General features: G+C 69.4%; 21 protein-coding genes and 1 tRNA gene. 15 read left to right on the top strand and 7 right to left on the bottom strand.

Going from position 1 to position 26,677, the window contains the following annotated elements; all coding sequences use genetic code 11:
• The first annotated feature begins 55 nt into the window (after positions 1-55).
• Together LRA89_RS14595 and LRA89_RS14600 are read left to right on the top strand one after the other, a co-directional pair.
• On the top strand, positions 56-1,423 hold the full coding sequence (locus tag LRA89_RS14595) for a M20/M25/M40 family metallo-hydrolase (RefSeq protein WP_230771281.1): 1,368 nt from the start codon (positions 56-58) through the stop codon (positions 1,421-1,423).
• A gap of 171 nt (positions 1,424-1,594) precedes the next feature.
• Positions 1,595-1,840, top strand: coding sequence for a hypothetical protein (locus LRA89_RS14600; protein ID WP_055756981.1), 246 nt, complete (start codon positions 1,595-1,597; stop codon positions 1,838-1,840).
• 134 nt (positions 1,841-1,974) lie between these two features.
• On the opposite strand, the gene LRA89_RS14605 is transcribed toward LRA89_RS14600, so the two are convergent.
• Positions 1,975-2,217, bottom strand: a complete 243-nt coding sequence (locus LRA89_RS14605) for a hypothetical protein (protein ID WP_055756983.1) — start codon at positions 2,215-2,217, stop codon at positions 1,975-1,977.
• A gap of 55 nt (positions 2,218-2,272) precedes the next feature.
• Complete coding sequence (locus LRA89_RS14610) at positions 2,273-6,511, bottom strand: beta strand repeat-containing protein (RefSeq protein WP_230771284.1); 4,239 nt, start codon at positions 6,509-6,511, stop codon at positions 2,273-2,275.
• 396 nt (positions 6,512-6,907) lie between these two features.
• On the opposite strand from LRA89_RS14610, the gene LRA89_RS14615 reads away from it, so the two are divergent.
• From LRA89_RS14615 to LRA89_RS14670, 12 genes are all read left to right on the top strand, one after another.
• Positions 6,908-9,067, top strand: a complete 2,160-nt coding sequence (locus LRA89_RS14615) for a TonB-dependent siderophore receptor (RefSeq protein WP_230771286.1) — start codon at positions 6,908-6,910, stop codon at positions 9,065-9,067.
• A gap of 16 nt (positions 9,068-9,083) precedes the next feature.
• Positions 9,084-11,540, top strand: coding sequence for a PepSY domain-containing protein (locus LRA89_RS14620; RefSeq protein ID WP_230771288.1), 2,457 nt, complete (start codon positions 9,084-9,086; stop codon positions 11,538-11,540).
• Between the two features lie 102 nt (positions 11,541-11,642).
• The gene (locus LRA89_RS14625) at positions 11,643-12,068 is read left to right on the top strand and encodes a hypothetical protein (RefSeq protein WP_056492218.1); all 426 of its coding nucleotides are present in this window, start codon (positions 11,643-11,645) and stop codon (positions 12,066-12,068) included.
• Entirely contained in the window at positions 12,065-13,372 is a 1,308-nt protein-coding gene (locus LRA89_RS14630; protein WP_230771290.1) for an SGNH/GDSL hydrolase family protein, read from the top strand. Before LRA89_RS14625 ends, LRA89_RS14630 begins: the two co-directional genes overlap by 4 nt.
• A gap of 58 nt (positions 13,373-13,430) precedes the next feature.
• The gene (locus LRA89_RS14635; protein WP_230771292.1) at positions 13,431-14,600 is read left to right on the top strand and encodes a glycosyltransferase family 4 protein; all 1,170 of its coding nucleotides are present in this window, start codon (positions 13,431-13,433) and stop codon (positions 14,598-14,600) included.
• A 10-nt stretch (positions 14,601-14,610) separates the two neighbouring features.
• Positions 14,611-15,909, top strand: coding sequence for an O-antigen ligase family protein (locus LRA89_RS14640; RefSeq protein ID WP_230771294.1), 1,299 nt, complete (start codon positions 14,611-14,613; stop codon positions 15,907-15,909).
• Positions 15,896-17,203, top strand: coding sequence for a lipopolysaccharide biosynthesis protein (locus LRA89_RS14645; RefSeq protein ID WP_230771296.1), 1,308 nt, complete (start codon positions 15,896-15,898; stop codon positions 17,201-17,203). The genes LRA89_RS14640 and LRA89_RS14645 overlap by 14 nt, the downstream gene beginning before the upstream one ends.
• Positions 17,200-17,811 carry a CatB-related O-acetyltransferase gene (locus LRA89_RS20630; protein ID WP_443024984.1) on the top strand — a complete coding sequence of 204 codons (612 nt, stop codon included), beginning with the start codon at positions 17,200-17,202 and terminating at the stop codon, positions 17,809-17,811. Before LRA89_RS14645 ends, LRA89_RS20630 begins: the two co-directional genes overlap by 4 nt.
• Positions 17,811-18,971 (top strand): polysaccharide pyruvyl transferase family protein, encoded by a 1,161-nt coding sequence (locus LRA89_RS14655; protein WP_230771298.1) that lies wholly within the window; start codon positions 17,811-17,813, stop codon positions 18,969-18,971. The genes LRA89_RS20630 and LRA89_RS14655 overlap by 1 nt, the downstream gene beginning before the upstream one ends.
• Positions 18,968-20,173: a Coenzyme F420 hydrogenase/dehydrogenase, beta subunit C-terminal domain gene (locus LRA89_RS14660; RefSeq protein ID WP_230771301.1), complete on the top strand. Its 1,206-nt coding sequence runs from the start codon at positions 18,968-18,970 to the stop codon at positions 20,171-20,173. Before LRA89_RS14655 ends, LRA89_RS14660 begins: the two co-directional genes overlap by 4 nt.
• A 2-nt stretch (positions 20,174-20,175) precedes the next feature.
• The gene (locus LRA89_RS14665; RefSeq protein WP_230771303.1) at positions 20,176-21,180 is read left to right on the top strand and encodes a glycosyltransferase family 2 protein; all 1,005 of its coding nucleotides are present in this window, start codon (positions 20,176-20,178) and stop codon (positions 21,178-21,180) included.
• Positions 21,180-22,394 carry a glycosyltransferase gene (locus LRA89_RS14670; protein WP_230771305.1) on the top strand — a complete coding sequence of 405 codons (1,215 nt, stop codon included), beginning with the start codon at positions 21,180-21,182 and terminating at the stop codon, positions 22,392-22,394. Before LRA89_RS14665 ends, LRA89_RS14670 begins: the two co-directional genes overlap by 1 nt.
• Here LRA89_RS14670 and LRA89_RS14675 read toward each other — a convergent pair.
• The 3 genes from LRA89_RS14675 to cpdR all read right to left on the bottom strand — a co-directional run bounded on the left by LRA89_RS14675 (position 22,366) and on the right by cpdR (position 24,170).
• A complete protein-coding gene (locus tag LRA89_RS14675) occupies positions 22,366-23,532 on the bottom strand; it encodes a nucleotide sugar dehydrogenase (protein ID WP_230771307.1) in 1,167 nt (388 codons plus the stop codon). The genes LRA89_RS14670 and LRA89_RS14675 overlap by 29 nt on opposite strands.
• A 111-nt stretch (positions 23,533-23,643) precedes the next feature.
• Positions 23,644-23,718 (bottom strand) — tRNA-Val (locus tag LRA89_RS14680).
• 74 nt (positions 23,719-23,792) lie between these two features.
• The gene (cpdR, locus tag LRA89_RS14685; RefSeq protein WP_230771309.1) at positions 23,793-24,170 is read right to left on the bottom strand and encodes a cell cycle two-component system response regulator CpdR; all 378 of its coding nucleotides are present in this window, start codon (positions 24,168-24,170) and stop codon (positions 23,793-23,795) included.
• 138 nt (positions 24,171-24,308) lie between these two features.
• On the opposite strand from cpdR, the gene LRA89_RS14690 reads away from it, so the two are divergent.
• On the top strand, positions 24,309-25,121 hold the full coding sequence (locus LRA89_RS14690; RefSeq protein WP_230771311.1) for an N-formylglutamate amidohydrolase: 813 nt from the start codon (positions 24,309-24,311) through the stop codon (positions 25,119-25,121).
• A gap of 174 nt (positions 25,122-25,295) precedes the next feature.
• On the opposite strand, the gene LRA89_RS14695 is transcribed toward LRA89_RS14690, so the two are convergent.
• Both LRA89_RS14695 and LRA89_RS14700 read right to left on the bottom strand, forming a co-directional pair.
• Positions 25,296-25,814: a cytochrome b gene (locus LRA89_RS14695; RefSeq protein WP_230771314.1), complete on the bottom strand. Its 519-nt coding sequence runs from the start codon at positions 25,812-25,814 to the stop codon at positions 25,296-25,298.
• Positions 25,814-26,599: a SapC family protein gene (locus LRA89_RS14700; RefSeq protein ID WP_055757012.1), complete on the bottom strand. Its 786-nt coding sequence runs from the start codon at positions 26,597-26,599 to the stop codon at positions 25,814-25,816. The genes LRA89_RS14695 and LRA89_RS14700 overlap by 1 nt, the downstream gene beginning before the upstream one ends.
• Positions 26,600-26,677: the final 78 nt, after the last annotated feature.

Genomic DNA, 26,677 nt, shown 5'->3' on the forward strand with positions numbered 1-26,677 from the left:
GCATCGCTGTCGAACGTATGGAACGCAGGCGAACCGAGTTCCACGGGGGATTTCCATGCGCCGTCTGCTTCTTGCCGCCCTGTTCCTGCCCTTGCCGGCACTGGCCCAGCCGACCACCGCGCAAGTCGCCGCCCTGCGCGATGCGGCGCTTGGCGATACGCTGGCGTGGGACATTACCGAAGGGCTGACGACCGAGATCGGGCCGCGCCTTGCCGGCACCCCCGACGAGGCACGCGCCCGCGTCTGGGCGGTGGCGCGGTTGAAGGCGCTGGGGTTCAGCAATGTACGGATCGAACCATTCCCGATGCCGGTGTGGGTGCGCGGCGAGGAGAAGGCGGCGATCCTCGCCCCCTTCCCGCAGCCACTGGCGATCACCGCGCTCGGCAATTCGGGATCGACCGGTAACGACGGGCTGATCGGCGAGGTCGCGTTCTTCCCGACGCTCGACGATCTGAAGGCCGCGCCCGACGGGAGTCTCAAGGGCAGGATCGCGTTCGTCAGCCATGCGATGGCGGCGACGCAGGACGGATCGGCGTACGGCCCCGCCGGACAGGTGCGCCGCGCGGGCCCGGCGATCGCAGCGCAGAAGGGCGCGGCGGCGATCGTCATCCGCTCGATCGGGACCGACCGGCACCGGGTGCCGCATACCGGCAGCACCGTCTTTCCGGCAGGAACGACGGCGATTCCGGCGGGCGCGCTGTCGGTGCCCGATGCCGAACAGCTCGAACGGGTCCTGAAGCGCGGCCAGCCGGTGCGGCTGAAGCTGCTGCTGACCCCGAGCCAGACCGGCACGCGCGAATCGGGCAACGTCATCGCCGAGGTGCCGGGCAGCGATCCCTCCGCCGGCATCGTGCTGATCGGCGGGCATCTCGATAGCTGGGATCTGGGCACCGGCGCGATCGACGATGCGGCGGGGCTTGGCATCACCACGGCGGCGGCCAGGCGGATCATGGCGGCGGGCCAGCCGCGCCGCACGATCCGGCTGGTCTGGTTCGGCGCGGAAGAGGTCGGCGGCGTCGGCGGCCGTGCCTATGCCGAGGCACACAAGGGCGACATCCATGCCACCGCGTCGGAAAGCGACTTCGGGGCCGACCGGGTGTGGCAGTTCGACGTCGGCCTGCCGGCGGAAGCGGCGGCGGTAGGCGACCGACTCGCCACCGCGCTCGCCCCGCTCGGCATCACGCGCGGCAACAAGTTCGCGGGCGACGGCACCGATATTGGTCCGACGCTGGCACTGGGCGTCGCGGGGGTCGATCTGTCCCAATCGGGCCTGCGCTATTTCGATCTGCACCACACCGCCGACGACACGCTCGACAAGATCGACCCCGCGCAACTCCAGCAGAACGTAGCGGCATGGACCGCGATGCTGGCGGTCGTCGCCCATGCGCCCGAACCGATCGGGCGGGTCGTCCGGCCACGCTGAAACGCGGCGACTTGTGTCCGAACTGTTGCCGAACCGGTCCTCCATTGGTCGCAAAGCCGCATTGCTGCCACAATTGGAGATTGACGGCGGCGCAGCATACGTTATTGCGGCTGGTGTCGCGGCGGCGGTTTCGCCGGACCAACGCGAAGTCAATTTTCGGGAGCCACCCACATGAAGAAGATCCTGCTCGTCGCCGCTGCTGCCGGCCTCCTCTCGGTCGCCGCTTGCAAGAACACCCCGGCCGACAACGCCGCGGATGCCGCTTCGGACAACCTGGAAATGATGGCCGACAACCTCGAAGCACAGGCTGAGAACACCTCGAACGAGGCCGTTGCGGCCGACCTGATGAACGCTTCGGAGAACGCCGAAGACGCTTCGGACGCGATCGAGAACACCGCCGAGCTGAACGGCATGTAATCCCCTTTCCGGCCGGGTTCGCCCGGCCGGAAACCGGATGCGAAAAAAGGGGCACCCCGGCGACGGGATGCCCCTTTTTTTTGGCTGGCCGATGGCTTCGCAAGTGCGAAGTCAGCCATGACCGGATGGCGCGATCATGGCACGATTGGGGCGTCGACCTGCGTCGTGCCGCTGCCATGATCGAACGCATCGTCGCCTTGTTCCATCGCCACCCGGTGTGCCGCCGCCAGCCGGCGGTGGGCATCACGGGCAGCACCCGATTGCGCTTCGCGGGCCAGTGCCTGTTCCTGCACGAACCGGCGGGTGTGATAGGCGCGGGCCTCGTCGTCCTCCGTCGGCCGGTCGGTCGGCCGCCACCAGTTGCGCAACCCCCACATCGCATCTTCTCCCGTGCGAATGGCCGGGGCGTCGTTGCACCCCGGCCACGAGGTTTCAGAACTGGAAGCCGACACCGGCATTCGCTCCGGCATAGCCCCGGCTGTCATAAGTGCCGCCGACCTTCACGACCGCGCGTCCGTCGTTGAAGACACGCGACGCTCCGAAGGCGATCGCCGACTGTCCGCGATAGGTGCCGCCGCCGACCGCGACCATCGTCGCACCCGGCTCCATCGCCTGCGGCAGCGCCGCCACCGCCATCGCCGCCGACGATCCCGCGCTCATGTCGCGGCGGATCGTGCCGAGGTCGAAGCCGACATCGGTCAGCCGGGCATCGATGTAGCTGGTCGCCTGCGACAGCGTGTCGCGCATCCCCGACTGGAGCTGCCCGAGATTGACCGCGTCGGTCGCCGCCGTGCCCGCCGCGACGTTGCGCAGAGCGACGGGCGTGTTGCCGTTACCGAGGCTGACGTTGCCGCTCGGATCATATTGCACCGAGTTGCTGCCGAGCGCGAGCGCCGCCTGTGCCGTCTGGTTGGTGGCATAAAGCTGCGACCCGTTGACCGCCTGAGTCGAGGTGGCCGACACCGTGCCGGCCGCGACATTGGCGAGCGTGACCGGCGCGGCCGCATTGCCCCCTGCGAGCGTCACCTGATTGGTGCGTTGCCCCGCGGCGTTGCGATCATATTGCAGGCTGTTCGACGATTGCTGGGCGACGGCGAACAACTGCCCGCCGTTGACCGCGTCGGTCGATCCGGCGGCAACGGTGCCGCTGGCGACATTGTGCAGCCCGACCGGCGCGGCGGTGTTGGCGCCGACCAATGTCACGTCGTTGGTGCGCGTGCCGCCGTTGGGCGTCGTCGGGCTGCCGGGGTTGCTGTACTGGATCGCCGCCACGGTGCTGCCGGTGATCGTGTTCTGGATCGTGGTGATCGCCGAGGTGTTGGATGCGACCTGCGCGTTGGTCGTCGCCAATTGTCCGCCGTTAACCGCATCGGTCGATCCGGCGACCAGCACGCCGTCGCGGACGTTGCGCAGGCCCACCGGACCGCCACTGGCGCCGACCAGCGTCGTATCGTCGGTCGGGGTGCCGCCGTTGGGCGTCGTCGGCGTGGCGGCATCGGCATATTTGATCGGCGAATTGCCGACCTGCGTCTGGAGGTTGGTGATCGCGGTGCTGTTCGCATCGACCCGCGTCGTCAGGTTGGTGACGGCGGTGCCGGTGCCCGCGATATTGCTTTGCAGGTTGGTGATCGCGGTGGTGTTGTTCGCGATCTGCGTAGTGTTGTTCGTGACGCGGGTGTCGAGGTTGGCGACATTGCCCTCGACCGTGGTCAGCCGCCCTTCGGTGCCGGTCACACGGGTGTCGAGCGCGGCCACCGCCTGGTTGGTGGTGTTGAGCTGATCGCCGTTGACCGCATCGGTCGACCCGGCTCCCACGGTGCCGCCGCGAACGTTGTGGAGCGCCACCGCGCCGCCGCTCGCGCCGACCAGCGTCAGTTCGTCGGTCACGGTGCCGCCGTTCGGCGTCGTCGGCGCGGCGGCGGTCGAATAGCGCACCGGGCCGGCCGATCCGCTGCCGATCTGCGCGATCAGCGCGGTGTTGGCCGCCACCTGCGTATTGGTGGCGAAGAGCTGCGCGCCGTTGACCGCTTCGGTCGAGGTGGCGGAGAGCGCCCCCGCCGCGACATTGCCGAGCACCGTGCCGTTCGCACCACCGAAGGTCAGCCGGTCGCGCGCGACATTGTCATATTGCGCGGCGCTGGCGCTCAGCGCGGCGAGGCCGGCGGTGTTGGCGGTGACGCGCGTATCGAGCCCGCCGATCGAGGTCAGCGCGCCGTCGAGCCGCTGGTTGGTGGCATAGAGTTGCGACCCGTTGACCGCCTCGGTCGAGGTTGCGCTGAGCGCACCCGCACCGACATTGCCGATCGTCACCACCTGACCGGGCGTCGTGCCGACCAGCGTGACCCCGCCGGTGCGATTGCCCGCCGCATCGACGTCGTAGCGCACGGCGTTGGCGACCCCGCCTTGCAGCGAAGCGATCTGCTGGGTGTTGGTCGTCACGCGGGTGTCGAGCCCGGCGACCTGCGTGTTGGTCGCGAAGAGCTGCGCGCCGTTGACCGCCTCGGTCGAGGTGGCGGTGAGCGCTCCGGCGCCGACGTTGGCCAGGGTCACGGTCGCGCCGGGGGTGGTGCCGATGAAGGTCACGCCGCCGGTCCGGGCACCACTGGCGTCGGTGTCGTAGCGCACCGCATTGACCGCCCCGCCCTGAAGCGCCGCAATGTCCTGCATATTGGTCGTGACGCGGGTGTCGAGGCCGGCGATGGCGGTGGTATTGCCGACGATCGCCGTGGTGTTGTCGGTCACGCGGGTGTCGAGGCCGCCGATCGCGGTGGTGTTGGTCGTGACGCGCGTATCAAGCGCGCCGATCCCGGCGGTGTTCGTCGCGACCTGCGTATTGGTTGCGAACAGTTGCGATCCGTTGACCGCCTCGGACGAGGTTGCGCTCAACGCGCCTGCGCCGACGTTGCCGAGCGTCACCGTCGCGCCGCGGGTGGTGCCGACCAGCGTCACGCCGCCGGTCCGGGCACCAGCCGCATCGGTATCATAGCGTACGGAGTTGGCAACGCCGCCTTGAAGCGTGACAATATCCTGCGTGTTGGTCGTGACGCGGGTGTCTAGTCCGGCAATGGCGGTCGTGTTGCCGGTTGTCCGGGTATCGAGGCCGCCGATCGCGGTCGTGTTGTCGGTCACGCGGGTGTCGAGGCCGCCGATCGCGGTGGTGTTGGTCGTGACGCGCGTATCAAGCGCGCCGATCCCGGCGGTATTCGTCGCGACCTGCGTGTTGGTCGCGAACAGTTGCGACCCGTTGACCGCGTCCGTCGAGGTCGCGGTCAGCGCACCCGCGCCGACATTGCCGAGCGTCACCGCCGCGCCCGGCGTGGTGCCGATGAAGGTCACGCCGCCGGTCCGCGCACCCGCCGCGTCGGTGTCATACCGTACCGCATTGGCGGTCTGCCCCTGCAATGTTGTGATATTCTGCGCGTTGGTCGCGATGTTCTGGCTATTGGTGGTAACGCGGGTGTCGAGGCCCGCCACCTGCGTGTTGGTCGCGAACAACTGCGATCCGTTGACCGCCTCGGTCGAGGTCGCGCTCAGGGCCGCCGGTGCGACGTTGCCGAGCGTCACGGTGGCGCCCGGCGTCGCCCCGGCGAGCGTCACGCCGCCGGTCCGCACCCCGGCGGCATCGGTGTCGTAGCGGACCGCATTGGCGCTCTGCCCCTGCAACACCGTGACATCGCCCTGCACGGTCGTGATCGCGCCGGTGTTGGCGGCGACCTGCGTATTGGTCGCGAACAGTTGCGATCCGTTGACCGCCTCGGTCGAGGTCGCGGTCACGGCACCCGCGCCGACATTGCCGAGCACGGTGCCCGCCGCCCCGGCCAGCGTCGCGCGGGCGCGGGTCGCGTCGTCGTAGCGCAGCGCGACCGCCGAGAGCGCGTCGACCTGCCCCGCGACGCCCGCAACCTGTCCGACCGTCGCGGCATCGGTCGCGGCCGATCCGGCGGCGACGTTGGTGATCTGACGCAGGCCACCGGCGGCACCGACCGAGACTTCGCCGGCCGAGGTCTGCGTGCCGGTGAGGCCGACCGCGGTATAGCCGCCGAGCGCACCGCGTGTGGCGAGCGATCCGGCGCCCAGCGCCACGCTGTTGGCGGCGGTCACTTGCGCATTGGTGCCAAAGGCGATGCTGCCAGTCGCGCCGGCTTCGGCACGGGCGTTGTTGCCGAAAGCGATGGCGTTGATGTCGGAGGCGAACGAGGCGACACCCTCCGCGCCCAGCCCGCTGATGCGATTGCCGCCGATCGAGATGCCGGCCGGCGTGTCGAGGCTGATCGAATCGGTCGTGAGCTGGCACTGGTCGGTCGGGCCGACGACGTTGCCGCCGGTATCGAGCACCTGCAGCGTGATCGGCTGGCCCGACGCGGCCTGATTGAGCAGCCCGGTGACATTGGTGTTGAGCGGCGGCAGCGGCAGCAGGGTGCTGAGCAGCGGAATGCCGAGGATGCTGTTGACCCGTCCTTCCAGCGGACCGGTGATGCCGGTGACGACCGGCGAGAGAATATCGGTGACGACCGAACGCGGGAGCTGGACGCCGCTGCACGCGCTGACGACGCGGTTCTGGGCGGCGGCCTGACCGGCGATACCGGTGCCGATCAGCATTGTGGTTCCCATCAACGTGCGCAGGAACAGGCGCGAGACGGCGGGACGGGTTGGGGCAATGGCCGGGTGCATACATCCTCCTGTGTGCCGAGATTTCTATCTCGTCGGACGGATGCTGCTCCCCGGTTGGCGAACGTTCGCTTTTCAGAAAAAATACGCGAATTCCAGTATTTACGCGAGGGGCTTGCCCTGCACGGGAACTTTGGAGACCGGATTAATCGCCGGCCGTTCAGCCGCTTTGCGAAAATTCGGGGTAAATCGCGCAGGACGGTCCGGTGACGGACAAAGCGGGAACCGTTTCACGCAAGACATTGATCGCTGGGCGAATATCGCCGCTATCGCTCCCTTTCCCTCCCGATACGGACCAATCGTTATCGATCCGTATCGATCCCGAACGCACGACAATCCTGCTATTGCGAAGCTTTCGCATGTCCGCTAGGCGGCAGCGCTCGGGGGGGTTTGAACTTGGTGTACGATATTCCTTTGCAGCAGTTGCTCGCGCTGGCGCTGACGGCGGTGGCGACGCCCGGCCATGCCGGACCGGTCGACCTGCCCGATGCGCAGCGCGACATCGTCGTCACCGGCCGCGCCTCCCCCGCCCCGGCGGCGGCGGACGATCGCTACCAGCCGGTGCCCGATGCCTCGACGTTGCGCTCGGCCGCCTCGCCGCTCACCGTGCCGCAGGCGGTCAATATCGTTCCTGCACAGGTGATCGTCGACCAACGCCCGCGCTTCCTCGACGACGTGCTCGCCAACGTCAGCGGCATCACCCAGGGCAATACGCTGGCAGCGACGCAGGATACGGTGCTCAAGCGCGGATTCGGGGCGAATCGTGACGGATCGGTGATGCACAACGGGATGCCGGTGGTGCAGGGCCGCGCGTTCAACGCCGCGACGCAGAGCGTGGAGGTGCTCAAGGGCCCCGCCTCGCTGCTCTATGGCATCATGGACCCCGGCGGGGTCATCAACCTCGTCAGCCGCAAGCCGCTGCTCGACGCGCAGGGCAGCGCCGCGCTGACCGGATCGGCCTATGCCGCCGGGCGCGTCGGGCTGGAGGCGATGGGCGATGTGACGGGGCGGATCGCCGGCAATCTGGCCGGACGGCTGGTGGTCGACCATCAGGAAGAGGATTACTGGCGCAATTTCGGCGAGCGGCGCGACACGCTGATCGCGCCGTCGCTCGGCTGGTATGGCGGGGCCACGCAGGCGATCCTGTGGGTCGAGCTGCGGACATTCGACACGCCGTTCGATCGCGGCACCTCGCTCAATCCGGTGACGCTGACCCCGCTGGCGGTGCCCCGGCGGCGACGGCTGGACGAACCGAACAACCGGATGACCGGCGACAGCCAGTTGGTGCAGCTCGCGGTCGACCATCGGCTGGGCGGCGGGTGGAGCGCGCATCTCGCGACCAGCTTCAACAGCGAACGCTATGACGCGGGCCAGCTTCGCGTCACCGGGGTCAATCTCGCGCGCGGCACGCTAACGCGCAGCAACGACGCGACGATCGGATCGGTCAGCACCGACGCCTATGCGCAGGCCTATGTCGACGGCGGGTTCACCGCGCTGGGCGTCGACCACAAGGTCCTGATCGGCGCGGAGGGCGAGTATCGCCGCTATTATCGCAGCGACCTGATCCGCCAGGCGGTGCGCGGCGGCGCGTTCAGCTATGTGAGCCCGGTCTATGGCCGCGAGCCGTTTCCGACGACGGTATCGGCCAGCGACAGCGACCAGACCGACACCCTCTTTAACTACTCGCTGTTCGCGCAGGATTCGGTGACGATCGGCGACTTGATCGTCATCGCCGGTGGGCGGCTGCTGGGGTATGACCAGCGCGCCGGGCGCGGGCGGCCGTTCACCGCCAATACCGACCTGTCGGGGTGGGACGTGGTGCCGCAGGCGGGACTGGTGTGGCGCGCGACGCCGGTGTTCTCGCTCTATGCCGGCTATACCCGGTCGGTCCGCCCGACCTCGACCATCGCGCCGCTGGCCGGGGGCACGACGATCACCGCCGCCTTCGCCCCCGAACGCGGCCGTTCGCTGGAGGCGGGCGCGAAGCTCGACCTGCCGGGGCGGATCACCGCCACGCTGGCGCTGTACGACATCGACAAGCGCAACGTGCTGGTGTCGCAGCTCAACCCGGCGACCACGCTTACCGAATTCCGCACCGCCGGCCGCGCCGCCTCGCGCGGGGTGGAACTGGACGTCGCCGGACAGGTGACGAACGCGCTCAGCCTGATCGGCAGCTATGCCCATACCCGCGCCCGCACGACTGAAGACCCGTTGTTCGCCGGCAATATGCTCGCCAATGTCGCGCCCGACACCGCGTCACTGTCGCTGGTCTATGACGTCGGGCCGGTTGCCGGCGGCGATGGCCTGCGCATCGGCGGCGGTGGCCGCCATGTCGGGCGGCGCGCGGGCGACAGCGCCAACAGCTTCTTCCTGCCGGCCTATCAGATCGCCGATGCGTTCGTCAGCTACGACCTGCGGCTCGGCGGACGCGCGGTAACGCTCCAGTTCAACCTGCGCAACCTCTTCGATACGACCTATTACACTTCCGCCATCAACCAATATGGCGTCGCGATCGGCGACCCGCGCCGGGCGATCGGCACGCTGCGCTTCCGCCTGTGACCGGAGACCGTACCCGATGACCCGCCGCGTACTGTTCCAGATCCACTGGTTCCTCGGCATCACCGCCGGCTTCGTGCTGGCGGTGATGGGTGTCACCGGCGCGACGATCGCGTTCGAGGACGAGATCGTCGCCGCGCTCAATCCCGGCATCGTCACCCTCGCGCCCGCCGCCGCCCCACCGCTTGCGCCCGACGCACTGGTCGCCGCAGCGCTGCGTGCGCATGGCGGGAAGGTGACGCGCCTGACGCTCCAGCGCGATCCGACGCTGGCGGCAAAAGTCACCTTCGCCCCGCCCAAGGGACAGCGGCGCGGCGAGACGCGCTATATCGATCCACGCAGCGGCGCGCTGCTGCCCCATCCCGCAGGCGAGGGCTTCTTCCGCTTCGTCGAGGACCTCCACCGCTGGCTGGCGCTGCCCGGCGGGGCGAACGGGATCGGGCGGCAGATCACCGGCTTTTCGGCGATCGCGCTGATCTTCTTCGCGCTCTCCGGCCTGTATCTGCGCTGGCCGCGCCGCGCGCTCGACTGGCGGGCGTGGCTGGTGCTCGACCTGCGCAAGACCGGGCGCAACCTGTACCGCGCGCTGCATGCCGTGGTCGGCGGCTGGATGCTGGTCTTCTATCTGTTGAGCGCGCTGACCGGGCTGACCTGGTCGTACGACTGGTACAAGCAGGGCGCACGCTATGTCCTGACCGGCAAGGCCGGCAACGAGCGCGACCGGCGCGGGGCGGAGACGGACGGCCCCGCCCCCGCGCTTGCCCCGGCATGGGCGGCGTTCGTCGGGAGCGACGGCGCGCGCTATGACCGCGTCACGATCACGATCCCGGGCGGCAATGCGCCGGTTACGATGCGGATGCTGCCGCGCGGTGCCCGCTTCGACCGGATGACCGACGAACTGCGCTTCGACGCGGCGACCGGCGCGCTGGTGAAGGCCGAACGCTATGCAGCGCGTGGGGTAGGCGAGACGATCGCCGCGAACTTCTATGCGCTGCACACCGGAGCGTTCTTCGGTCTGCCCGGCCGGATCATGATGCTGTTGACCAGCCTGACGATGCCGTTGTTCACGATCACCGGGCTGCTGCTCTATCTGGCGCGGCGGCGGAGCAAGCGCGCGCTGGCGGCGGTCGCGGCGAGCCTGCCCGCCGCGACCGGAAACGACGGGCACGACCTGCTGGTGGTCCACGCCTCGCAGACCGGCAATGCCGAACGGCTTGCCCGCCTGTCCGCCGCCGCCTTTCCCGGCGCGCAAGTCGCCGCGCTGGGCGATCTCGATCCCGCCACGCTGGCCCGGGCGCGCCGCGCGCTGTTCGTCGTCGCGACCTATGGCGAGGGCCATGCCCCCGACCGCGCCCGCCGCTTCGAGGGGCGCGTAATGGCAGCGCCCGCCGATCTCGCGCAGCTCGACTATGCGGTGCTGGCATTGGGCGACCGGCAATATCCCGAGTTTTGCGCGTTCGGTCAGCGGGTTGATGCGTGGCTGCACCGAAGTGGCGGGCGACGCCTGTTCGACCGGGTCGAGGTGGACGGCGCCGACAATGACGCCGAACGCCATTGGCAGCAGCAACTGGCCGCGATCGCCGGCCATGCGATCCAGCCCGACTGGCAGCGCGCCGACTATGGCCGCTGGACGCTCACCGCGCGCGAGCAGGTCAATCCCGGCAGCCCCGGCGCGCCGGTGTTCCGCGTCATCCTGACCCCGGAGGTGCCGGTCGCCTGGCAACCCGGCGCGATCGCCGAAGTGATGCCGCGACACGATCCGGCACGGGTCGACCGCTGGCTCGCCACGGCCGGACGGGACGACGATGCCACGTTGCGCGCATCGCTTGTCGACAAGGTCCTGCCCGACGATCCGGCCGCCCCGCTCCGCCCGCTGGCGCACCGCGACTATTCGGTCGCCTCGATCGCCGAATCGGGCGCGGCCGAACTGCTGGTGCGCGCCTGCCCTGCCCCCGACGGCGGCCTCGGCCTCGGATCGGGCTGGCTGACGCGGGTCGCCCCGCTCGGCGGGACGATCGCGCTGCGCGTCCGCGACAACCCCGGCTTCGCGCCGGCGGCGGACGATGTGCCGATCGTGCTGATCGGCAACGGCACCGGCATCGCCGGGCTGATGGCACATCTGCGTGCCCGTGCGCGGATTGGGGGTGCGCCGGCATGGCTGCTCTATGGCGAACGGACCCGCGCCCACGACCGGCCCTATGCCGCCGAACTCGATTCGTTGCAGGCGCAAGGCACGCTTACCCGCCTCGATCTCGCCTTCTCGCGCGATGCGGAGTGCGGCCGCTACGTCCAGCATCTCGTCGCCGAGGCGGCCGACGGGATCGCCGACTGGGCGGCGTGGGGGGCGGCGATCTACGTCTGCGGCAGCCTGACCGGCATGGCCGGCGCGGTCGACGCCGCGCTGCGGGCGATCCTCGGCGACGAGGTGCTGGAGACGATGGCGCAGGAAGACCGCTACCGCCGCGACGTGTATTGATCGGACTCATCGTGGGAGCGGAAAGAACGTGCCGCTCCCCAAAAACCACTTTCCTACACGCGACGTTCGCTGGAACATACAGCGAACATCGAGGAGGAAGGCATGACGACGATCGAAGCCCCCGGGGGGTTCGTCCCTCAACTGGCGCTCAGTTTCGGCAATCGCGGCGGTGCGGCGGCGGCGGTGACGCGCGCGACGCCGCTGCCGGTGCGCGCGACCCTGCCCCCGGCGGATACCGTCGCACTGGTCGGGCAAGCGAGCGATACCGGGCTGATCGGCCCGTTCCTGCCCGAGCCCGGCCGGACGATCTGGATCGCGCTGACTGGTGACTGGCGCGGCACCGTGCGCGTACTGCGGGCGAGCGACGCCGCCGCTACCCCGCTGCCACTGACGATCGGCGGCAGCGACTGGGGCCTGTTCACCGCCAATGCGCAGGAACCGGTCGGCGAGGAAAGCGTGGCGGGCGCGGGATGGTGGCTGCGCTTCGAGCGGACCGGCGGCACGCTGGGCTATGAGGTGCGCCAATGAGCATCGACAGCCTTGCCCGCGCGCTCGCCGTCCGGGCCGCCATGCCGGCCCTCGTCCGGCCGCAGCGGGTCGCCACCCGCATCTTCGGTGGCCGCATCTACAACGTCCGGCCGGTCACGACCGACGTCGTCACCTATGAAACGCTGATCGCGCTCGCCGCGCCGGCCGAGGCGATCCGCGTGCTGTTTGCGTTCGGCCAGACGGTGGCGGGCGATGCGGTGACGCCGCGCGCCACTGTCACCGCCGCCAGCGTCGCCTCCATCGGGCAGATCCAGGCGGGTGAGACGGTGCTGGTGCCGGTGCCCGACTGCGTGCCGTCCGGCGGCACCATCCCGCAGTTCGCGCCCGCAGGGGCGGCGGGCCGGCGGGTGTTCTATCGCAGCGCGTGGGTGTCGCTGCCCTCGATGCCGCGCGGTGACGGCCATGGCGGCGCGCTCTATGCGGTGCGCACCTCGCTGTCGCTGGCCGATGGCGGCGGGAACGTCGTGCTGCTCGGCAACGGCACCGACCGGTTCGACAATTGGGACGCGCACCCCTCGGGCCGGCTGTTCCGGATGCGCTCCAAGATCGGCGTGTCGGCGACTAACTGGGCGGGGATGACCGATGCGAACAGCATCGCTGCCACCGGATCGCCGGTCGTCGGCCTCGAATATCTGGCGCGCGGCAAGGTGGTGAGCGTGATGGGCTTCGGCGACAGCATCGCCGAGGGGCGCGGCACCTATCTGAACGAGGGGTTCGGCCTGCCCGCCTGTGTCGCCGCGTCGCGCAATCCGGGCGGGATCGCGTTCGAATGGTCGAACCTCGGCTGGTCGGGGCATGCCATGGCGCAGACCACCGAGCAGGTGCAGGCGGCGATCGCCTTCGGCCTGCGCCCGTCGCTGGCGGTCGTGCCCCTCGGATCGCCGAACAATGCCTCTGGCGGGGCGATCACCCCGGCGCAGGTCGGCGCGATGCGGTTGCAGGTGGCGGAGGCGACCGCCGCGCTGGAACGCGCCGGCGTGCCCGTCCTGCCATTCACATGGGCGCCGACCGACCCGCGCATTCGCGCCTATGGCGCCAGCGACGCGCTGCGCCGCGCCTATGGCGCCGATGCGGCGGCGATGGCGCGGGGCGGCGGCATGGTGTGCGACTTCGCCGAGGCGCTGTCCGGCCCGCCCGACGCGCAGGGGCAGAGCGTACCGCCGGCAAATCTGATGCCCGATGGCATCCACCCCGGCGATGCGGGCAATGCCATCCTCGCCAACCTGCTGCGCGCCGCGCTTGACCGCATGGCCGATTGCCGTCCGGGCTATCGCGCCGCTTAATCCCGGGGGCTTGCGGCGCGATAGGATACGGTATCGCATCGCAAGCTGGGGGGCATGGATGGCGAAGCGGTTTCTCTGCGTCCATCAGGGCGCCGAACTCTACGGATCGGACCGGAGCTTCCTGCAGGCGGTACGGAGCCTGCGCGACGGCTGGCCCGATGCGCGCATCGACGTACTGCTCGCGGTCGACGGGCCGCTTGGCACCGCGCTCGCCGATGTCGCCGACCGGGTTCGCGTGCGCGACCTGTGCGTCCTGCGCCTCGCCACGCCCGTCCGCACGCTGGGCAAGGCGACTGTCGCCGCGCCATGGTATCTGGCCGCCGCCGCCTATGACATGGCGCGCGCCGATCTGGTCTATATCAATACCATCGTCATTGCCGATTTCACCGCCGCCGCCCGAATGATGCCGGGGCGCAGCGTGATCCATGTCCGCGAAATTCCCAAGCCGCGCGCGCTTCCGATCCTCCGCGCCCTGCTGCGCTGGAGCCGCGCCGGGCTGATCTTCAATTCGGCGGCGACCCGCGCCATCTTCGCGACCCTTGCCGACCAGCGTCACGCCGTCATCCATAACGGCGTCGATCCGATGGAGGGGGCAACGGCACCAGACCTGCCGCCCCGTTTCACCCCAGAACGCCCGCTGCGGCTCGCGATGCTCGGCCGGATCAGCGACTGGAAGGGGCAGGACCTGTTGATCGAGGCGCTTGGCCGTCTGCCCGCCGGGCGGACGGCGGCGATCCGCCTGCGCATCGTCGGCGGCAGCTACCGCGACACCCCCCAACCCGTCGCCGCGCTGACCGCCGCCATCGCCGCGCACGGGCTGGAGAACAGCGTCACGCTGGAGCCGTTCCGCGACGATCCCGGCGGGGTTTATGGCTGGGCCGACCTGTGCATCGTGCCCTCGCGCCTGCCCGAACCGTTCGGCCGGGTCGCGATCGAGGCGATGGCGCATGGCCGCCCGGTCATCGCCGCCGCGCACGGCGGCCTGACCGAAATCGTCACCGATGGCGATTCGGGCTGGCTGGTCGCCCCGAACGATCCGGCGGCACTGGCCCGGGCGATCGCCGCAGCGCAGGACGATCCGGCCGAGATCGCCCGGCGCGGTGCGGAGGCGCTCGACCGGTTCGGCACCCACTTCGCGACCGCAATCATGGATACCGCGCTGCGCACGACGATCGCATCATGGCTGCCGCCACAAAGCGCCCGCGACATGCGCCGCGACCCGGCATAGGATCGCGGCCGTGGGGGACATCGGCAGGAACGGCTTTCTGCTCGCGACCGCGGTCGCGTTGCTGTGGCCGCGCTATTTCTTCGTGAACGTCGCGGGCAAGGGCGTGAGCGGCTATACCGCGATCACCCTGCCGATGCTGGTCGGCGCCATCGTCGCGCTGCTCGGTTCGGGGGCGACCCGTGCGATCGTCGCACGCGGCATGGCGCATACCCTGCCGATGCTGCTCGCGATCGTTGCGTGGTCGGCATGGCGCATCCTGACCGACCTGACCGGCCTCACCCCTGCGGCATCGCTGATGGAGACGATGCAGGACCTCGTCTTCACCACCGGCTGGCTGTGGATCGGGATGGTGTTCCTCGCCGATCCGGTGGCGATGGCGCGGTTGCCCGCCGTGCTGCTGATCGCCGGCATCGCCGCCACCGGCTTCGGTCTGATCGAATATGCCAGCGGCCAGCCGTTGCTTGCCGCGCTTGGACTGAACCGCATCGCGGCGGGCGACGCCAACCAGCTCCGCGCGATCGCCTCCGCCTCGTCCGACGCCGCGTCGGGGTTTCGCATCAAGGCCAGCTTCGCCCATCCGATCGTCTATGGCCAGGCGATGGCGGTGCTCGCCCCGCTGTCGCTGCACTGCCTGCTGAGCCGTGGCATCGCGCGGCGGCTGGGCGGTACGCTGCTGGCGGTGGCGATCGTGGTGGCGCTGGTCCTGTGCGGATCGCGCTCGCCGCTGATCGTGTTCGGCGTGGCGCTGATCGTCTATGGCGTCCTGCGCCAGTTCGACGTGCGGCGTCCCGCCCGGTTGCTGGTGCTGAACGTGGCGGGCGTCGGCGCGCTGATCGCGCTGCCGGTCGTGGTGGACGCGACCCAGAACCTCGTCACCGGCACCGACGCCCGCGAGATCGGCAGTACGCAGGTTCGCGCGCTCCAGTTCCAGCGTGCCCGTACCGCGCTCGACCAGCGTGCGCTCGCCGGATATGGCGGGGGGCAGGCCAAATATCATGCCGGCGTCGTCGGCCGCAACGACGTGCTGACGGTCGACAGCCAGTATCTCGTGCTGGCCGTCGATCACGGACTGGTCGGCCTCGCGCTCTACGCGCTGATGACGCTGGCGATCGTGCTTACCGGCGCGCGGCTGGCGATCGGCGCGCGCGATCCCGGACGGCGCAGCATCCTCGGCTTCTGGACCGCGCTGGTCTGCGGCAATGCCGCCGGCCTCTCGATCGTCGCGATCGACGACATGCTGACCTTCACCTATCTCGCGGCGGGGGTGTTCGTCGCCCATGCCGGGCGGCCGCCACATGCGCCAGGCTGAACCGGACCGGCGCGACCGGGCGCTGATGCTCGCCGCCACGCTGGCGCGGATGGGCGTCGGCCTGCTGACCTTCATGGTGCTGGCCCGCGCGCTCGGCCCCGCCGGGTTCGGCATGTTCGCCGCTGCAGCCGCCTATGCGACGCTGGTGGCGCTTGCGACCGACTATGGCCTCGCCACCTCGGCATTGCGGCTGGCGGCGGCCGATCCGGCGCGGTCGGGCGAGATCGTCGGCGATGCGCTCAGGACCAAGGCGATACTGGTCGCGCTTGCCTTTCCCGCCGGCGCGGCGCTGACGTTGTGGACGGTGCCGGCGGGGGATACCGGCGTCTATCTCCTCGTCTTCATCGGCACGCTTGCCTATTCCTTCGCCGATCTGACGTTGGTCGCCGCGCGGGCGCACCGCCGCTTCGCCACCGAAGCGGGGCTGGTCGTCACCACCAGCATCGGCATCCTCGCCATCACCGCGACGGTCGCGATGGTGACGCACGACACGCTCGCCACTGCCGCTGCCTTCGCGCTGACCCGCCTTGCGTATCTGGTCGCTACCCGGTTGCGGCTGCGCGCGCTGCTCCACCGTGACCATCGCCCCGGCCAGCACGCTATCCGTGCCACGCTGCGCCAGGCTGCGCCCTATGCCGTCGACAATATCCTGACCGTCCTGACCGGGCAGGTCGACGTGCTGCTGCTCGCGCTGCTGCTGTCGGCGCACGACCTCGGCATCTATCAGGCGGGCGGGCGGCTGGTGCAGGTGATCGTGCCGTTCGCGGTCGTGCTGTCGAGCGTCCACCTGCCCGCGCTCTCGGCGAACGCGCTGCGCGGCGACGACGACGCCTTTCGTCGCCAGTCACGCCGGATCACTACCGAGTTCGCGGGCCTCGGGCTGATCGGCGGGATCGGCTTCGCGCTGCTCGGGCCGTTCGTCACGCGCCACCTCTATGGACCGGCATTCGATCCGCTGCTGCCGCTGTGGCCGGGGCTCGCCGCCTATGCGATGCTGCGGTTCGCGGCGGCGGGCTTCGGTATCCAGCTTGCAGCACTCGGCCGGATCGGTCCGCGCATCCTCGTCCAGATCGCGACGCTGTTGGGATATACGATCGCCATCATCCTGCTGGTGCCGGGGCACGGACTTGGCGTAACGGCATGGGCGCTGGCGGCGATCGGCGGCGGGACCTTCATTGGGCTGGGGGCGGTCCTGTGGCGGAGCGGCCGGGCGGATCGCGCCGTGGCGGCGGTGCTGCTGATGGTGCCGCCCGTCGCCGGGGGGCTGGCATGGGGGGCGTGGATCGGGGGATGAGCATCGCACGATGGATCGACGATCTGCGCCGCCGCTGGCGTGGCCAGCCGACGCTGGCCGAGCAACTGACCGGCAGCGCGCTGCGTAAGCGGTTCGCGGCACGCGGCGTCACGGTCGGGCTCTACAGCTACGGCTGTTTCGATCTCGCGCGGGTGCCGCCGGGCGTCACCATCGGCCGCTATTGCTCGGTCGCGGCGGGCGCGCGGATGTTCCTGCGCAACCATGGGCTCGGCTTCCTCGGGCTCACCCCGTACTTCTACAACGAGGCGTTGGGCGTCGTCGACGGCAGCACCCTTGCGCCCGCAACCCTGATCATCGGCGACGATGTCTGGATCGGCCATGACGCGATCCTGCTGCCCGGCGTGGGCAGCGTCGGGCGCGGCGCGGTGATCGGCGCCGGCGCGGTCGTCACCCGCCCGGTCCCGGCCTATGCCATCGTCGCCGGCAATCCGGCGCGGCTGCTGCGGATGCGCTTCGACGCCGCCACTATCGCCGCGGTCGAGGCGACGCGGTGGTGGGAGGGCACGCCCGACGACCTGCGCCGGCTAGTACGCGAGCAGCCCGGTCTTGCGTTCGATCCCGCCCGTTATTTTGCGGGAGGGGCATGATGGCCCGTCCGCTCCACATCGCGCTGCCATGGCATGCGATCGGCCATGGCAACCTCGGCATCGATGCACTGACCCGGTCGAACATCGCCATCCTGCGCGCCGCCGCCGCACGGATCGGGCGCGACGTCCGCTTCACCACGCTGTGCGCCGCGCCGGGCGCGGACGTGGTATTGCCCGACGACGTGACGATCGGGCCGATGCCCAGCCCGCGCGCGGCGCTGACCGGGCGTTCGCCGTTCCTCAAAGTGCTGCGCGATGCCGATCTGGTGGTCGACATCGGCGAGGGCGATAGTTGGACCGACCTGTACGGCGGCCGCCGCTTTGCCTTCCACGCCGGGACCAAGCTCGCCGCGCTGGCGCTGGGCAAGCCGCTAGTGCTCGCTCCCCAGACGATCGGCCCGTTCGCCTCGCCATGGCGGCGGCGGCTGGCCGATACGATCATGCAGCGCGCCCGCGCGGTCTATGCGCGCGATACGCTCTCGGCCGGGTATCTCGCCAGCCGCCGGCTGCAATGCGAGACGGATACGTTCATCGACGTCGCGTTCCGCCTGCCCTTCACCCGCCCGGCCCGAAGTGATCGCCCGGTGCGCGTCGGGCTGAACGTCTCGGGCCTGCTCTATCGGGGCGGGTATCGCGGCGGCAATGATTTCGCGCTGACGCTCGACTATGCCGCGCTCACCCACCGGCTGATCGAGCATTGGCTGGCGGCGGGGCTGGAAGTTCACCTGATCCCGCATGTCGCCGCGCCGGCCGGCAACGACGATGATTTCAGCCTCATCGCGCTGCTGAAAGCACGCTATCCGGCGATCATCGTGCCGCCGCGCTTCGCCGATGCCAGCGCCGCCAAGTCGTGGATGGCAGGGCTGGATTTCGTGGTCGGCGGGCGAATGCACGCCTGCATCGGTGCATTTTCGGCCGGGGTGCCGGTGGTGCCGATCGCCTATAGCCGCAAGTTCAACGGGCTGTTCGGCACGCTCGGCTATCCGCATTTCGTCGACGGTCGCGTGGACGATACCGACCACGCCTTTACCACGATCCTCGCCGGCTTTGCCGGGCGCGACGCGCTGGCCGCCACGATCCGGCCCGGGCTTGCGCTGGCCGCCGAGCGGCTCGACGCCTATGCGGCGCGGCTGACGGCGATCCTTGGCGAGTTGCCATGAGCGGCATCGAGGCGATCGTCGGCAGCGGGCTGTGTACCGGTTGCGGCGGCTGCGTCGCGGCGATCGATACGCCGGGGCTGACGATGGCGTTCGATCCCGCCGGCTTTCTTCACCCGACCGTCGTGCCGCTCACATCGGCGCAGCGCGCCACGCTCGATCAGGTCTGTACCGGACGCGCGCTGTCGCACGACCCGCGCCCGGCCGATTATCACCCGCTATGGGGACCGATCCGCGAACTGGCGACCGGCCATGCGACCGATCCCGAGGTGCGCTTTCGCGGATCGTCGGGCGGGGTGCTGTCGGCACTGGCGATCCATCTGGTGACAAGCGGCACGGTCGATTTCGTTCTCGCCACTGCCGCCGACCCCGACGATCCGATCGGCAACCGCACCGCGCCGCGCGCCGACCGCGACGCGATCCTCGCCGCCGCCGGGTCGCGCTATGCCCCGTCCGCGCCGCTCGCCGATCTCGAACGGCATCTGGCCGCCGGGCGTCGCTTCGCGTTCATCGGCAAGCCGTGCGACGTCGCAACCTTGCGCCGCATGGCCGCCCGCGACCCGCGCATCGACCGGCTGATCCCGGTGATGCTCGCCTTTTTCTGCGCCGGCGTGCCCAGCCGGCGCGGTACGCAGGCGGTCCTTACGGCGCTGGACGTCGCGGAGGACGAGGTGGCGCGCTTCCAGTATCGCGGTGACGGCTGGCCCGGCCGCACCCGTGCCAGCCGCCGCGACGGTAGCGAGGCGAGCATGACCTATGCCGAAAGCTGGGGCCGCATCCTCAACCGGCATCTCCAATTCCGTTGCAAGATCTGCCCCGACGGCACCGGCGAGTTCGCCGACATCGCTTGTGCCGATGCGTGGGTCGGCGAGTCCGGCTATCCCGATTTTTCGGAACGCGACGGCCGCAGCCTGATCGTCGCGCGCACCGCCACCGGTGTGGCGCTGCTGGCGCAGGCGGTGGCCGCGGGCACGGTGGCGACCGAAGCGCTCGATGTGAGCGAGATCGCGCGAATGCAGCCCTATCAGGCGACGCGCAAACGCAATGCGCTGGTGCGCAGCGTGGCGCTCTGGGCGGTACGGGGCCGGGGGCCGCGCTTTGCCCGCCTGTCGCTGCTCCGGCTGACGGTCTCGACGTCGCCCGTCGAGCTGCTGCGCAACCTTGTCGGCACGTTCCGCCGGGCGCGACGCGGGCGGCCGGGCTGACGATGGTCCCGGTCATCCTCGTCAACTGGAACGGCTGGCGCGACAGCATCGCCTGCATCCGCGCCTGCCTCGCGCTCGATCATCCCGCGCGCATTCTGGTGTGCGACAACGGCTCGCACGACGGATCGGTCGAGCGCATCGCCGCATGGGCACGCGGCGAAACCCCCGCCCCCGACGTGCCCGACAGCCCGGTGCCGCTCAGCGGGCGTCGCCCAAGCGGAGTCGTGATTCTCGACCGGGCGGCGGCCGAGCGGGGCGAGGGCGGCGATGCCGAGCTGCTGCTGATCCGCACCGGCGGCAACCTCGGCTTCGCCGGCGGCAACAATGTCGGCCTGCGCTGGGCACTCGCGCGCGGCTGCACCCATGCGTGGCTGCTCAACAACGACACCGTCGTGGCCGCAAACGCGCTGGGCGCGCTGGTCCGCCTCGCCGACAGCGATCCCGCGATCGGCCTCGTCGGGTCGGTGCTGGCCGAATATCACCGCCCCGGCCGGCTACAGGGCTATGCTGGCGTGCTCGACCTGCGCAGCTTCAAGGGGCGGCATCTCGGCATCGGTGTCGCCGCGTCGGACCCGGCGGCGGCGATGCTGGTCGATCCGGTGCGGCCACACGAACGCTGCTACCCGATCGGCGCGTCGATGCTCGTCACCGCCACTTTCCTGCGCGATGTCGGGCTGATGGAAGAGCGCTACTTCCTCTATTATGAAGAAGCCGACTGGGCGCTCCGCGGCCATCCGCGCTACCGCGTCGCCATCGCCGACGACAGTATCGTGTATCACAAGGTCGGCGCATCCGCCGGATCGACGCCGCAGGGGCTGTCGGCGCGGTCGGTCGGCTTCCTCTATCGCAGCCGCCTCGCCTGCGCGCGCCGGTTCGCGCCCCGGCGGCTGCCATGGGTCGCCGCCTGCATCCTGAGCGAAGCCGGTCGCGCGCTGCTGCGCGGCCGGACCGGGCGGGCGATCGGTGCCGTGCGGGCGCTGACCGGCCGGGTGCGGGTGCCGCGCTGATGCGGATCGTCGCGCTGTTTCAGGAATTTCCGTTCCCCGCGAACAACGGCATGCGATCGGACATTTCGCGCCGGCTCGCGACGCTCCACGCTTTGGGGCATGAGGTCCACGCCATCGCATGGACCGGCGGCCGGCTCGATCCGGTGTTGCGCGACGCGGACGTGACGGCGGCGGCGCGGCTTACCGCCTCGCTGGACGTGCTGCCGATCGACCGGGGCTGGCGGCGGGTCGCCAACCTTGCCCGCTTCCCCTCGCAAGTCGCCGGGCGCTGGCCGACCGCAGGGGATCGCCACGCGCTGCTCGACCGGTTGCGGGCGCGGGTGCCGGCACCCGACTGTGTCTGGGTCGACGGCATCCACGCCGGGGCGCTCGGCCGCTGGCTGGCGCGGGCGCTGGGCGTGCCGCTGCTCTACCGCTCACACAATATCGAGCACCGCTATCTTGCCGAACAGGCGCGGCTGGCACGCGGCCGGACCCGCTGGCGCATCGCCGCCAATGTGCTGGGGATGCGCCGGTTCGAAACCGCGCTGCAACGCGATGCCGCGCAGGTGTTCGAGATTTCGGCCGACGACCGCGACTGGTGGCGTGGCCGGGGCATCGCGCACAATCGCTGGCTGCCGCCGCAGCCCGACCCGATGATCGCCAGCCATAGTGCCGATGGCTCGCGCAGCATCGACCTGTTCTTCGTCGGCAGCCTGTCGAGCCCCAATAATCAGGCGGGGCTGGCGTGGTATCTGGGCCATGTCCACCCGCTCGTCCGCGACGCGCTGCCCGATGTACGGGTAGTGATCGCCGGCCGCTCGCCGCCGTCCGCGCTGCTGGGCCAACTGGGCGATGCGGGAATCGAAACGCTGCCCGATCCGGCGGCGGTCGCGCCGCTGGTCGGGCGGGCGCATGTGTTGATGAACCCGATCCACCACGGCAGCGGCGTCAACATCAAGACGATCGACATGCTGGCCAGCGGTCGCCCGGTCGTCACGACCGCCAAGGGCGCGCGCGGCCTGCCGCCCGCCGTCGTCGATCACCTGATCCTCGCCGACGACCCGTCAGGCTTCGCCGCCGCGCTGGTGGCCGCGATCCATGCGGCCCGCAGCGGAGAACGACCCCACGACCGCAGCGCGCTGATCGAAACCCATTTCGGCCACGCCACCATCGCGCGGGCACTGGCCGAGGGGATGGCCGCGCTCAGTCCGCGCCGAACACGTCGCGGGTAAAGACCTTGGCGGCGACATCGGCCAGCTCGGGGTCGTTGCGATTGGCGATGATGACGTCGCACTCGCCCTTGAACCCCGCCAGATCGCGCACGACGCGCGATCCGAAGAACTGGTCGTCGGCCAGCGTCGGTTCGTAGACGACGACCTCGATCCCCTTGGCCTTGATCCGCTTCATGATCCCCTGGATCGACGACTGGCGGAAATTGTCCGATCCCGCCTTCATGGTCAGGCGGAAGATGCCGACCCTGGTCGGCTTGCGAGCGAGGATTTGGTCGGCGAGGAAGTCCTTGCGCGTCCGGTTGGCGTCGACGATCGCGCGGATCAGGTTCTGCGGCACCTCGGAATAATTGGCGAGGAGCTGCTTGGTGTCCTTGGGCAGGCAATAACCGCCATAGCCGAAGCTCGGGTTGTTGTAGTGCATGCCGACCCGCGGATCGAGGCCGACCCCCTCGATGATCTGCCGCGTGTCGAGCCCGCCGGCGATCGCATAGCTGTCGAGTTCGTTGAAGAAAGCGACGCGCATCGCGAGATAGGTGTTGGCGAACAGCTTGATCGCCTCAGCCTCGCGCGAATCGGTGAACAGCACCGGGATGTCGGTCTTTTCCGCCCCCTCGACCAGCAGGTCGGCGAAGATTTTCGCGCGCTGCGAGCGTTCGCCGACGATGATCCGCGACGGGTGGAGATTGTCGTGCAGCGCGCGCCCTTCGCGCAGGAATTCGGGGCTGAAGATCACTTGGGGCGCGTTCAGCCGCGCGCGCACATCGTCGACGAAGCCGACCGGCACGGTCGACTTGACGACGATCGTGGCTCGCGGAGCGGTCCGGCTCGCCAACGCGATGACGTCCTCGACCGAGGTCGTGTTGAACTTGTTGGTCTGTTCGTCATAATTGGTCGGCGTCGCGACGATCACATAGTCCGCGCCGGCGAGCGCCGCCTGTCCGTCCAGCGTGGCAGTCAGGTCGAGCGGACGGTCGCGCAGGAATTCGTCGAGTTCCTTGTCGATGATCGGCGACTGGCGTGCCTCGACCAGCGCGACCCGCTCCGCCGAAATGTCGACCGCGACGACATGGTGATGCTGCGCCAGCAACACCGCATTCGACATGCCGACATAGCCCAGCCCGAAAACGACGATCTTCATGCGCGTGTCCCGTGTGTGACCGGCCGACCCGGCCGGGTTCGCTTAGGGTCTGTGATGCCATGCTGCAAACAGCAAAAAGCCGCCGGTCCGGTGGGACCGACGGCTCTTAGATGGTGGGCGCGGCAAGGATTGAACTTGCGACCCCTGCGATGTCAACACAGTGCTCTACCACTGAGCTACGCGCCCGGCGCTGTTCCCCGTAAGGGGAGAGCGAAACCGGAGTGGCGCTGTTAGCGGCGTCGTTTCGGGCTGACAAGAGCCTAATTGCCCGTAGGCAATTTTTCTCCCTCGAACATCCGGTCGACCTCGGCCACCAGCTCGCGCAGGTGGAACGGCTTGGACAGGATGCGCGCCTGCGGCACCGTCTTGCCAGCCTTCAGCGTGACGGCGGCGAAACCGGTGATGAACATGACACGCAGGTCGGGCGCGATCTCGCCCGCGCGCTGCGCCAGTTCGATGCCGTCCATCTCGGGCATGACGATGTCGGTCAGCAGCAGGTCGAACGGCTCGCGCTCCAGCAGCGGCACCGCCGCCGTACCGCGATCGACCGCACTGACATGATAGCCGGCACGTTCCAGCGCGCGCGCCAGATACTCGCGCATCACCTGATCGTCCTCGGCCAGCAGAATTTTGAACATGGGCACCCCTTGGCCGTCATGGCTCCGCATATGCCGGGAGCGGTTAAGAAATTCCAGACGTCCCGCCTCGACACACCGGGGACGACATGGTCTGTGGCAAAAATGGACACCGCCCCGCCCCCGTTCCATCGCTTCGGCATGGGTCCGCCACGGTCGCCGGTGGTCGTATCGGTGCCGCACGCCGGGCGATATTATCCTCAAGCGCTCGCCGATCTCGTCAGCGTGCCGATGGCCGCGCTGGTCCCGCTGGAGGACCGCCACGTCGATGCCGTCGCCCATGCCGCGCGGGGGGACGAAACGATGCTCGTCGCCAGCCATGCCCGGGCATGGATCGACCTCAACCGCTCGCCCGACGCCGATCGCGATCCGTGGATCGACGAAGGCGCCCGCCCGGCTGCCCTCGCCCGGTCAGACAAGGTGAAGAGCGGCATCGGCCTGATCCCGCGCCGTGCGGGTGGTGCCGACAATATGTGGCGGCGCAAGCTGACCGACGCGGAAGTGCGGGCGCGGATCGTCGAAACCCATGCGCCCTATCATGCAGCACTCGGGCAGGCGCTCGCCGCCGCCCGCGCGGCGTTCGGTACGGCGATCCTGCTCGATCTCCATTCGATGCCGCCGCTCCCCGGCCCCGATCCGGCGCAGGTGGTGCTCGGCGACCGGTTCGGGCGAAGCTGCCCCGGCCATGTCACCGCGCGAATCGCCGGGGTTGTGCGGGGCCACGGGTGCCCGGTCGCCATCGACCGGCCCTATGCCGGCGGCCACATTCTCGACGCCCATGCCGATCCGCGCGGCGGCGTCTATGCGCTCCAGCTCGAACTCGACCGGACGCTGTATCTCGATGCGGCGCTCGATCAGCCGGGCGAGGGGCTGGCCCGCACCGCGAAGACGGTTCGCGCCGTGCTCGACACGCTGGCGACGCTTGCCGATCCGCTCCGCCGCGCTGCGGAATAAGCACATAAAAAAACCACCCCGTGCATGAAGCACGGAGTGGCCAAGGTTCAGGGAGGAGGCGCGTGAAACGCGCCGCACGGCCCGACGAAAGGGGGGAACATCGAACCGTGTATCAACAATCTAGGAAAGGCGTCGGCAGGCTTCAAGAGCGAAATTGTATCCGTTTGTAACGACTCATCGCACGCCCGGCAGCATCCTCGCCAATACCGCGTCGCGCAGCACGAAATGATGCCGCAACGCCGCGCCGACATGCAGCGCGACCAGCACGGCCATGGTGATGCCGACGATCTCATGGACCTCATGCCCCGCCCCTGCCGCGGCGGGTGAAATCGGCAGATAGGGCACGGCGAACAGCCCGAACCATTCGAGCGGCCGCCGGGTCGTGCCCGACGCCATCGCCCAGCCGCTCATCGGCAGGACAATCAGGAACAGATAGAAGATGGCATGCGTCAGATGCGCCGCCGCCCGTTCCCACGCGGACGTGGAGACGGGCAACGGCGGGGGCGGATTGGCGATTCGCCAGCCGATCCGCCCGATCGTCAGCACCAGCACGGTCAGGCCGATCGACTTGTGCAGCCCCATCGACCCGCCGATCAGGCCGATCCACAGGTTCACGACGACGAGGAAGGCGATCACCCAGTGAAAGGCGATCGCAACCCGCGAATAGCGTGCGCCCGGGACGGCCCGCACCATCAGAAGGTCGGCACGCCGACCGGCTGCGCCTGTACCTTGCCCTGCCGCATCTGCCGCGCGAACACGTCACGCATCAGCGACAGCGAGAACAGGTGCGCGAACACCAGCGGCAGCATGCCCGACTGCTGCATCTTGCGAAGCTGGTCGCCGCGCAGTTCCATCAGCTTTTCTTCCGATACCATCTGGAAGCCGCGATAGACGAACGGCTGGTCGTTGCCGTCCTGCTGGATCGACACTTCGCCGTCCATCAACAGGCCCAGTTCCTTCAGTTCCTTCATGAACATGCCGGTCTTCTGGCCGGCCTGCTCGAACTGCTCGTTGAAGGCGAGGATCTGCTGGGTCACTTCGCTGGGCTTGTCGCCGTCGAACAGCGCATCGCCCTCGTCGAACTGGCCGATCACGTCCGACGTCGGGTCGAAGCACAGCGACAGCTCTTCCGATTCGGGGCGCAGCCGCGCGAGCAGATAGGGATAGCGGCGGATATAGGCCGGGACATAGGTCTCGGGATCGATCAGCCGGCCTTCGTCGTCGAGGAAGGTGTTGACGCCTTCGTTCAGGCCCATCAGCGCCAGCGGCACGGGATCGTCACCGACCGAGAACACGATCGGCATCCGCCGCTGTACCAGCGGGAATTCCTCGACCGTCACCGGCACGGCATGCTGGCCGACCAGGAACGGCGCGCGATCGGTGCTGCGGACCTTCCAGTCGGCATGCGTCTGGCTCGAAAGCGGTTCGAGCTGGTTGTAGAAAAGCGGAAGCGACTGGTTCTGCGGCGCGCTGGCCATTTCAGGATCTCCAAGTAATCATACCCTGTCCGGCAGTACCCGCCGGACGTCCGCCCCCCGGCGAACTTGGGATTTTCG

The organism is Sphingomonas sp. Leaf4 (assembly GCF_920939515.1).
Lineage (GTDB): Bacteria > Pseudomonadota > Alphaproteobacteria > Sphingomonadales > Sphingomonadaceae > Sphingomonas.

Coding starts and splice junctions, on each gene's coding strand:
- LRA89_RS14625 (WP_056492218.1), top strand. CDS start 11,643: ATGACGACGATCGAAGCCCCCGGGGGGTTCGTCCCTCAACTGGCGCTC.
- LRA89_RS14675 (WP_230771307.1), bottom strand. CDS start 23,532: ATGAAGATCGTCGTTTTCGGGCTGGGCTATGTCGGCATGTCGAATGCG.
- LRA89_RS14605 (WP_055756983.1), bottom strand. CDS start 2,217: ATGTGGGGGTTGCGCAACTGGTGGCGGCCGACCGACCGGCCGACGGAG.
- LRA89_RS14655 (WP_230771298.1), top strand. CDS start 17,811: ATGGCCCGTCCGCTCCACATCGCGCTGCCATGGCATGCGATCGGCCAT.
- LRA89_RS14595 (WP_230771281.1), top strand. CDS start 56: ATGCGCCGTCTGCTTCTTGCCGCCCTGTTCCTGCCCTTGCCGGCACTG.
- LRA89_RS14665 (WP_230771303.1), top strand. CDS start 20,176: ATGGTCCCGGTCATCCTCGTCAACTGGAACGGCTGGCGCGACAGCATC.
- LRA89_RS14610 (WP_230771284.1), bottom strand. CDS start 6,511: ATGCACCCGGCCATTGCCCCAACCCGTCCCGCCGTCTCGCGCCTGTTC.
- LRA89_RS14620 (WP_230771288.1), top strand. CDS start 9,084: ATGACCCGCCGCGTACTGTTCCAGATCCACTGGTTCCTCGGCATCACC.
- LRA89_RS14700 (WP_055757012.1), bottom strand. CDS start 26,599: ATGGCCAGCGCGCCGCAGAACCAGTCGCTTCCGCTTTTCTACAACCAG.
- LRA89_RS14600 (WP_055756981.1), top strand. CDS start 1,595: ATGAAGAAGATCCTGCTCGTCGCCGCTGCTGCCGGCCTCCTCTCGGTC.
- LRA89_RS14690 (WP_230771311.1), top strand. CDS start 24,309: ATGGGTCCGCCACGGTCGCCGGTGGTCGTATCGGTGCCGCACGCCGGG.
- LRA89_RS14630 (WP_230771290.1), top strand. CDS start 12,065: ATGAGCATCGACAGCCTTGCCCGCGCGCTCGCCGTCCGGGCCGCCATG.
- LRA89_RS14660 (WP_230771301.1), top strand. CDS start 18,968: ATGAGCGGCATCGAGGCGATCGTCGGCAGCGGGCTGTGTACCGGTTGC.
- LRA89_RS14635 (WP_230771292.1), top strand. CDS start 13,431: ATGGCGAAGCGGTTTCTCTGCGTCCATCAGGGCGCCGAACTCTACGGA.
- LRA89_RS14670 (WP_230771305.1), top strand. CDS start 21,180: ATGCGGATCGTCGCGCTGTTTCAGGAATTTCCGTTCCCCGCGAACAAC.
- LRA89_RS20630 (WP_443024984.1), top strand. CDS start 17,200: ATGAGCATCGCACGATGGATCGACGATCTGCGCCGCCGCTGGCGTGGC.
- LRA89_RS14695 (WP_230771314.1), bottom strand. CDS start 25,814: ATGGTGCGGGCCGTCCCGGGCGCACGCTATTCGCGGGTTGCGATCGCC.
- cpdR (WP_230771309.1), bottom strand. CDS start 24,170: ATGTTCAAAATTCTGCTGGCCGAGGACGATCAGGTGATGCGCGAGTAT.
- LRA89_RS14645 (WP_230771296.1), top strand. CDS start 15,896: ATGCGCCAGGCTGAACCGGACCGGCGCGACCGGGCGCTGATGCTCGCC.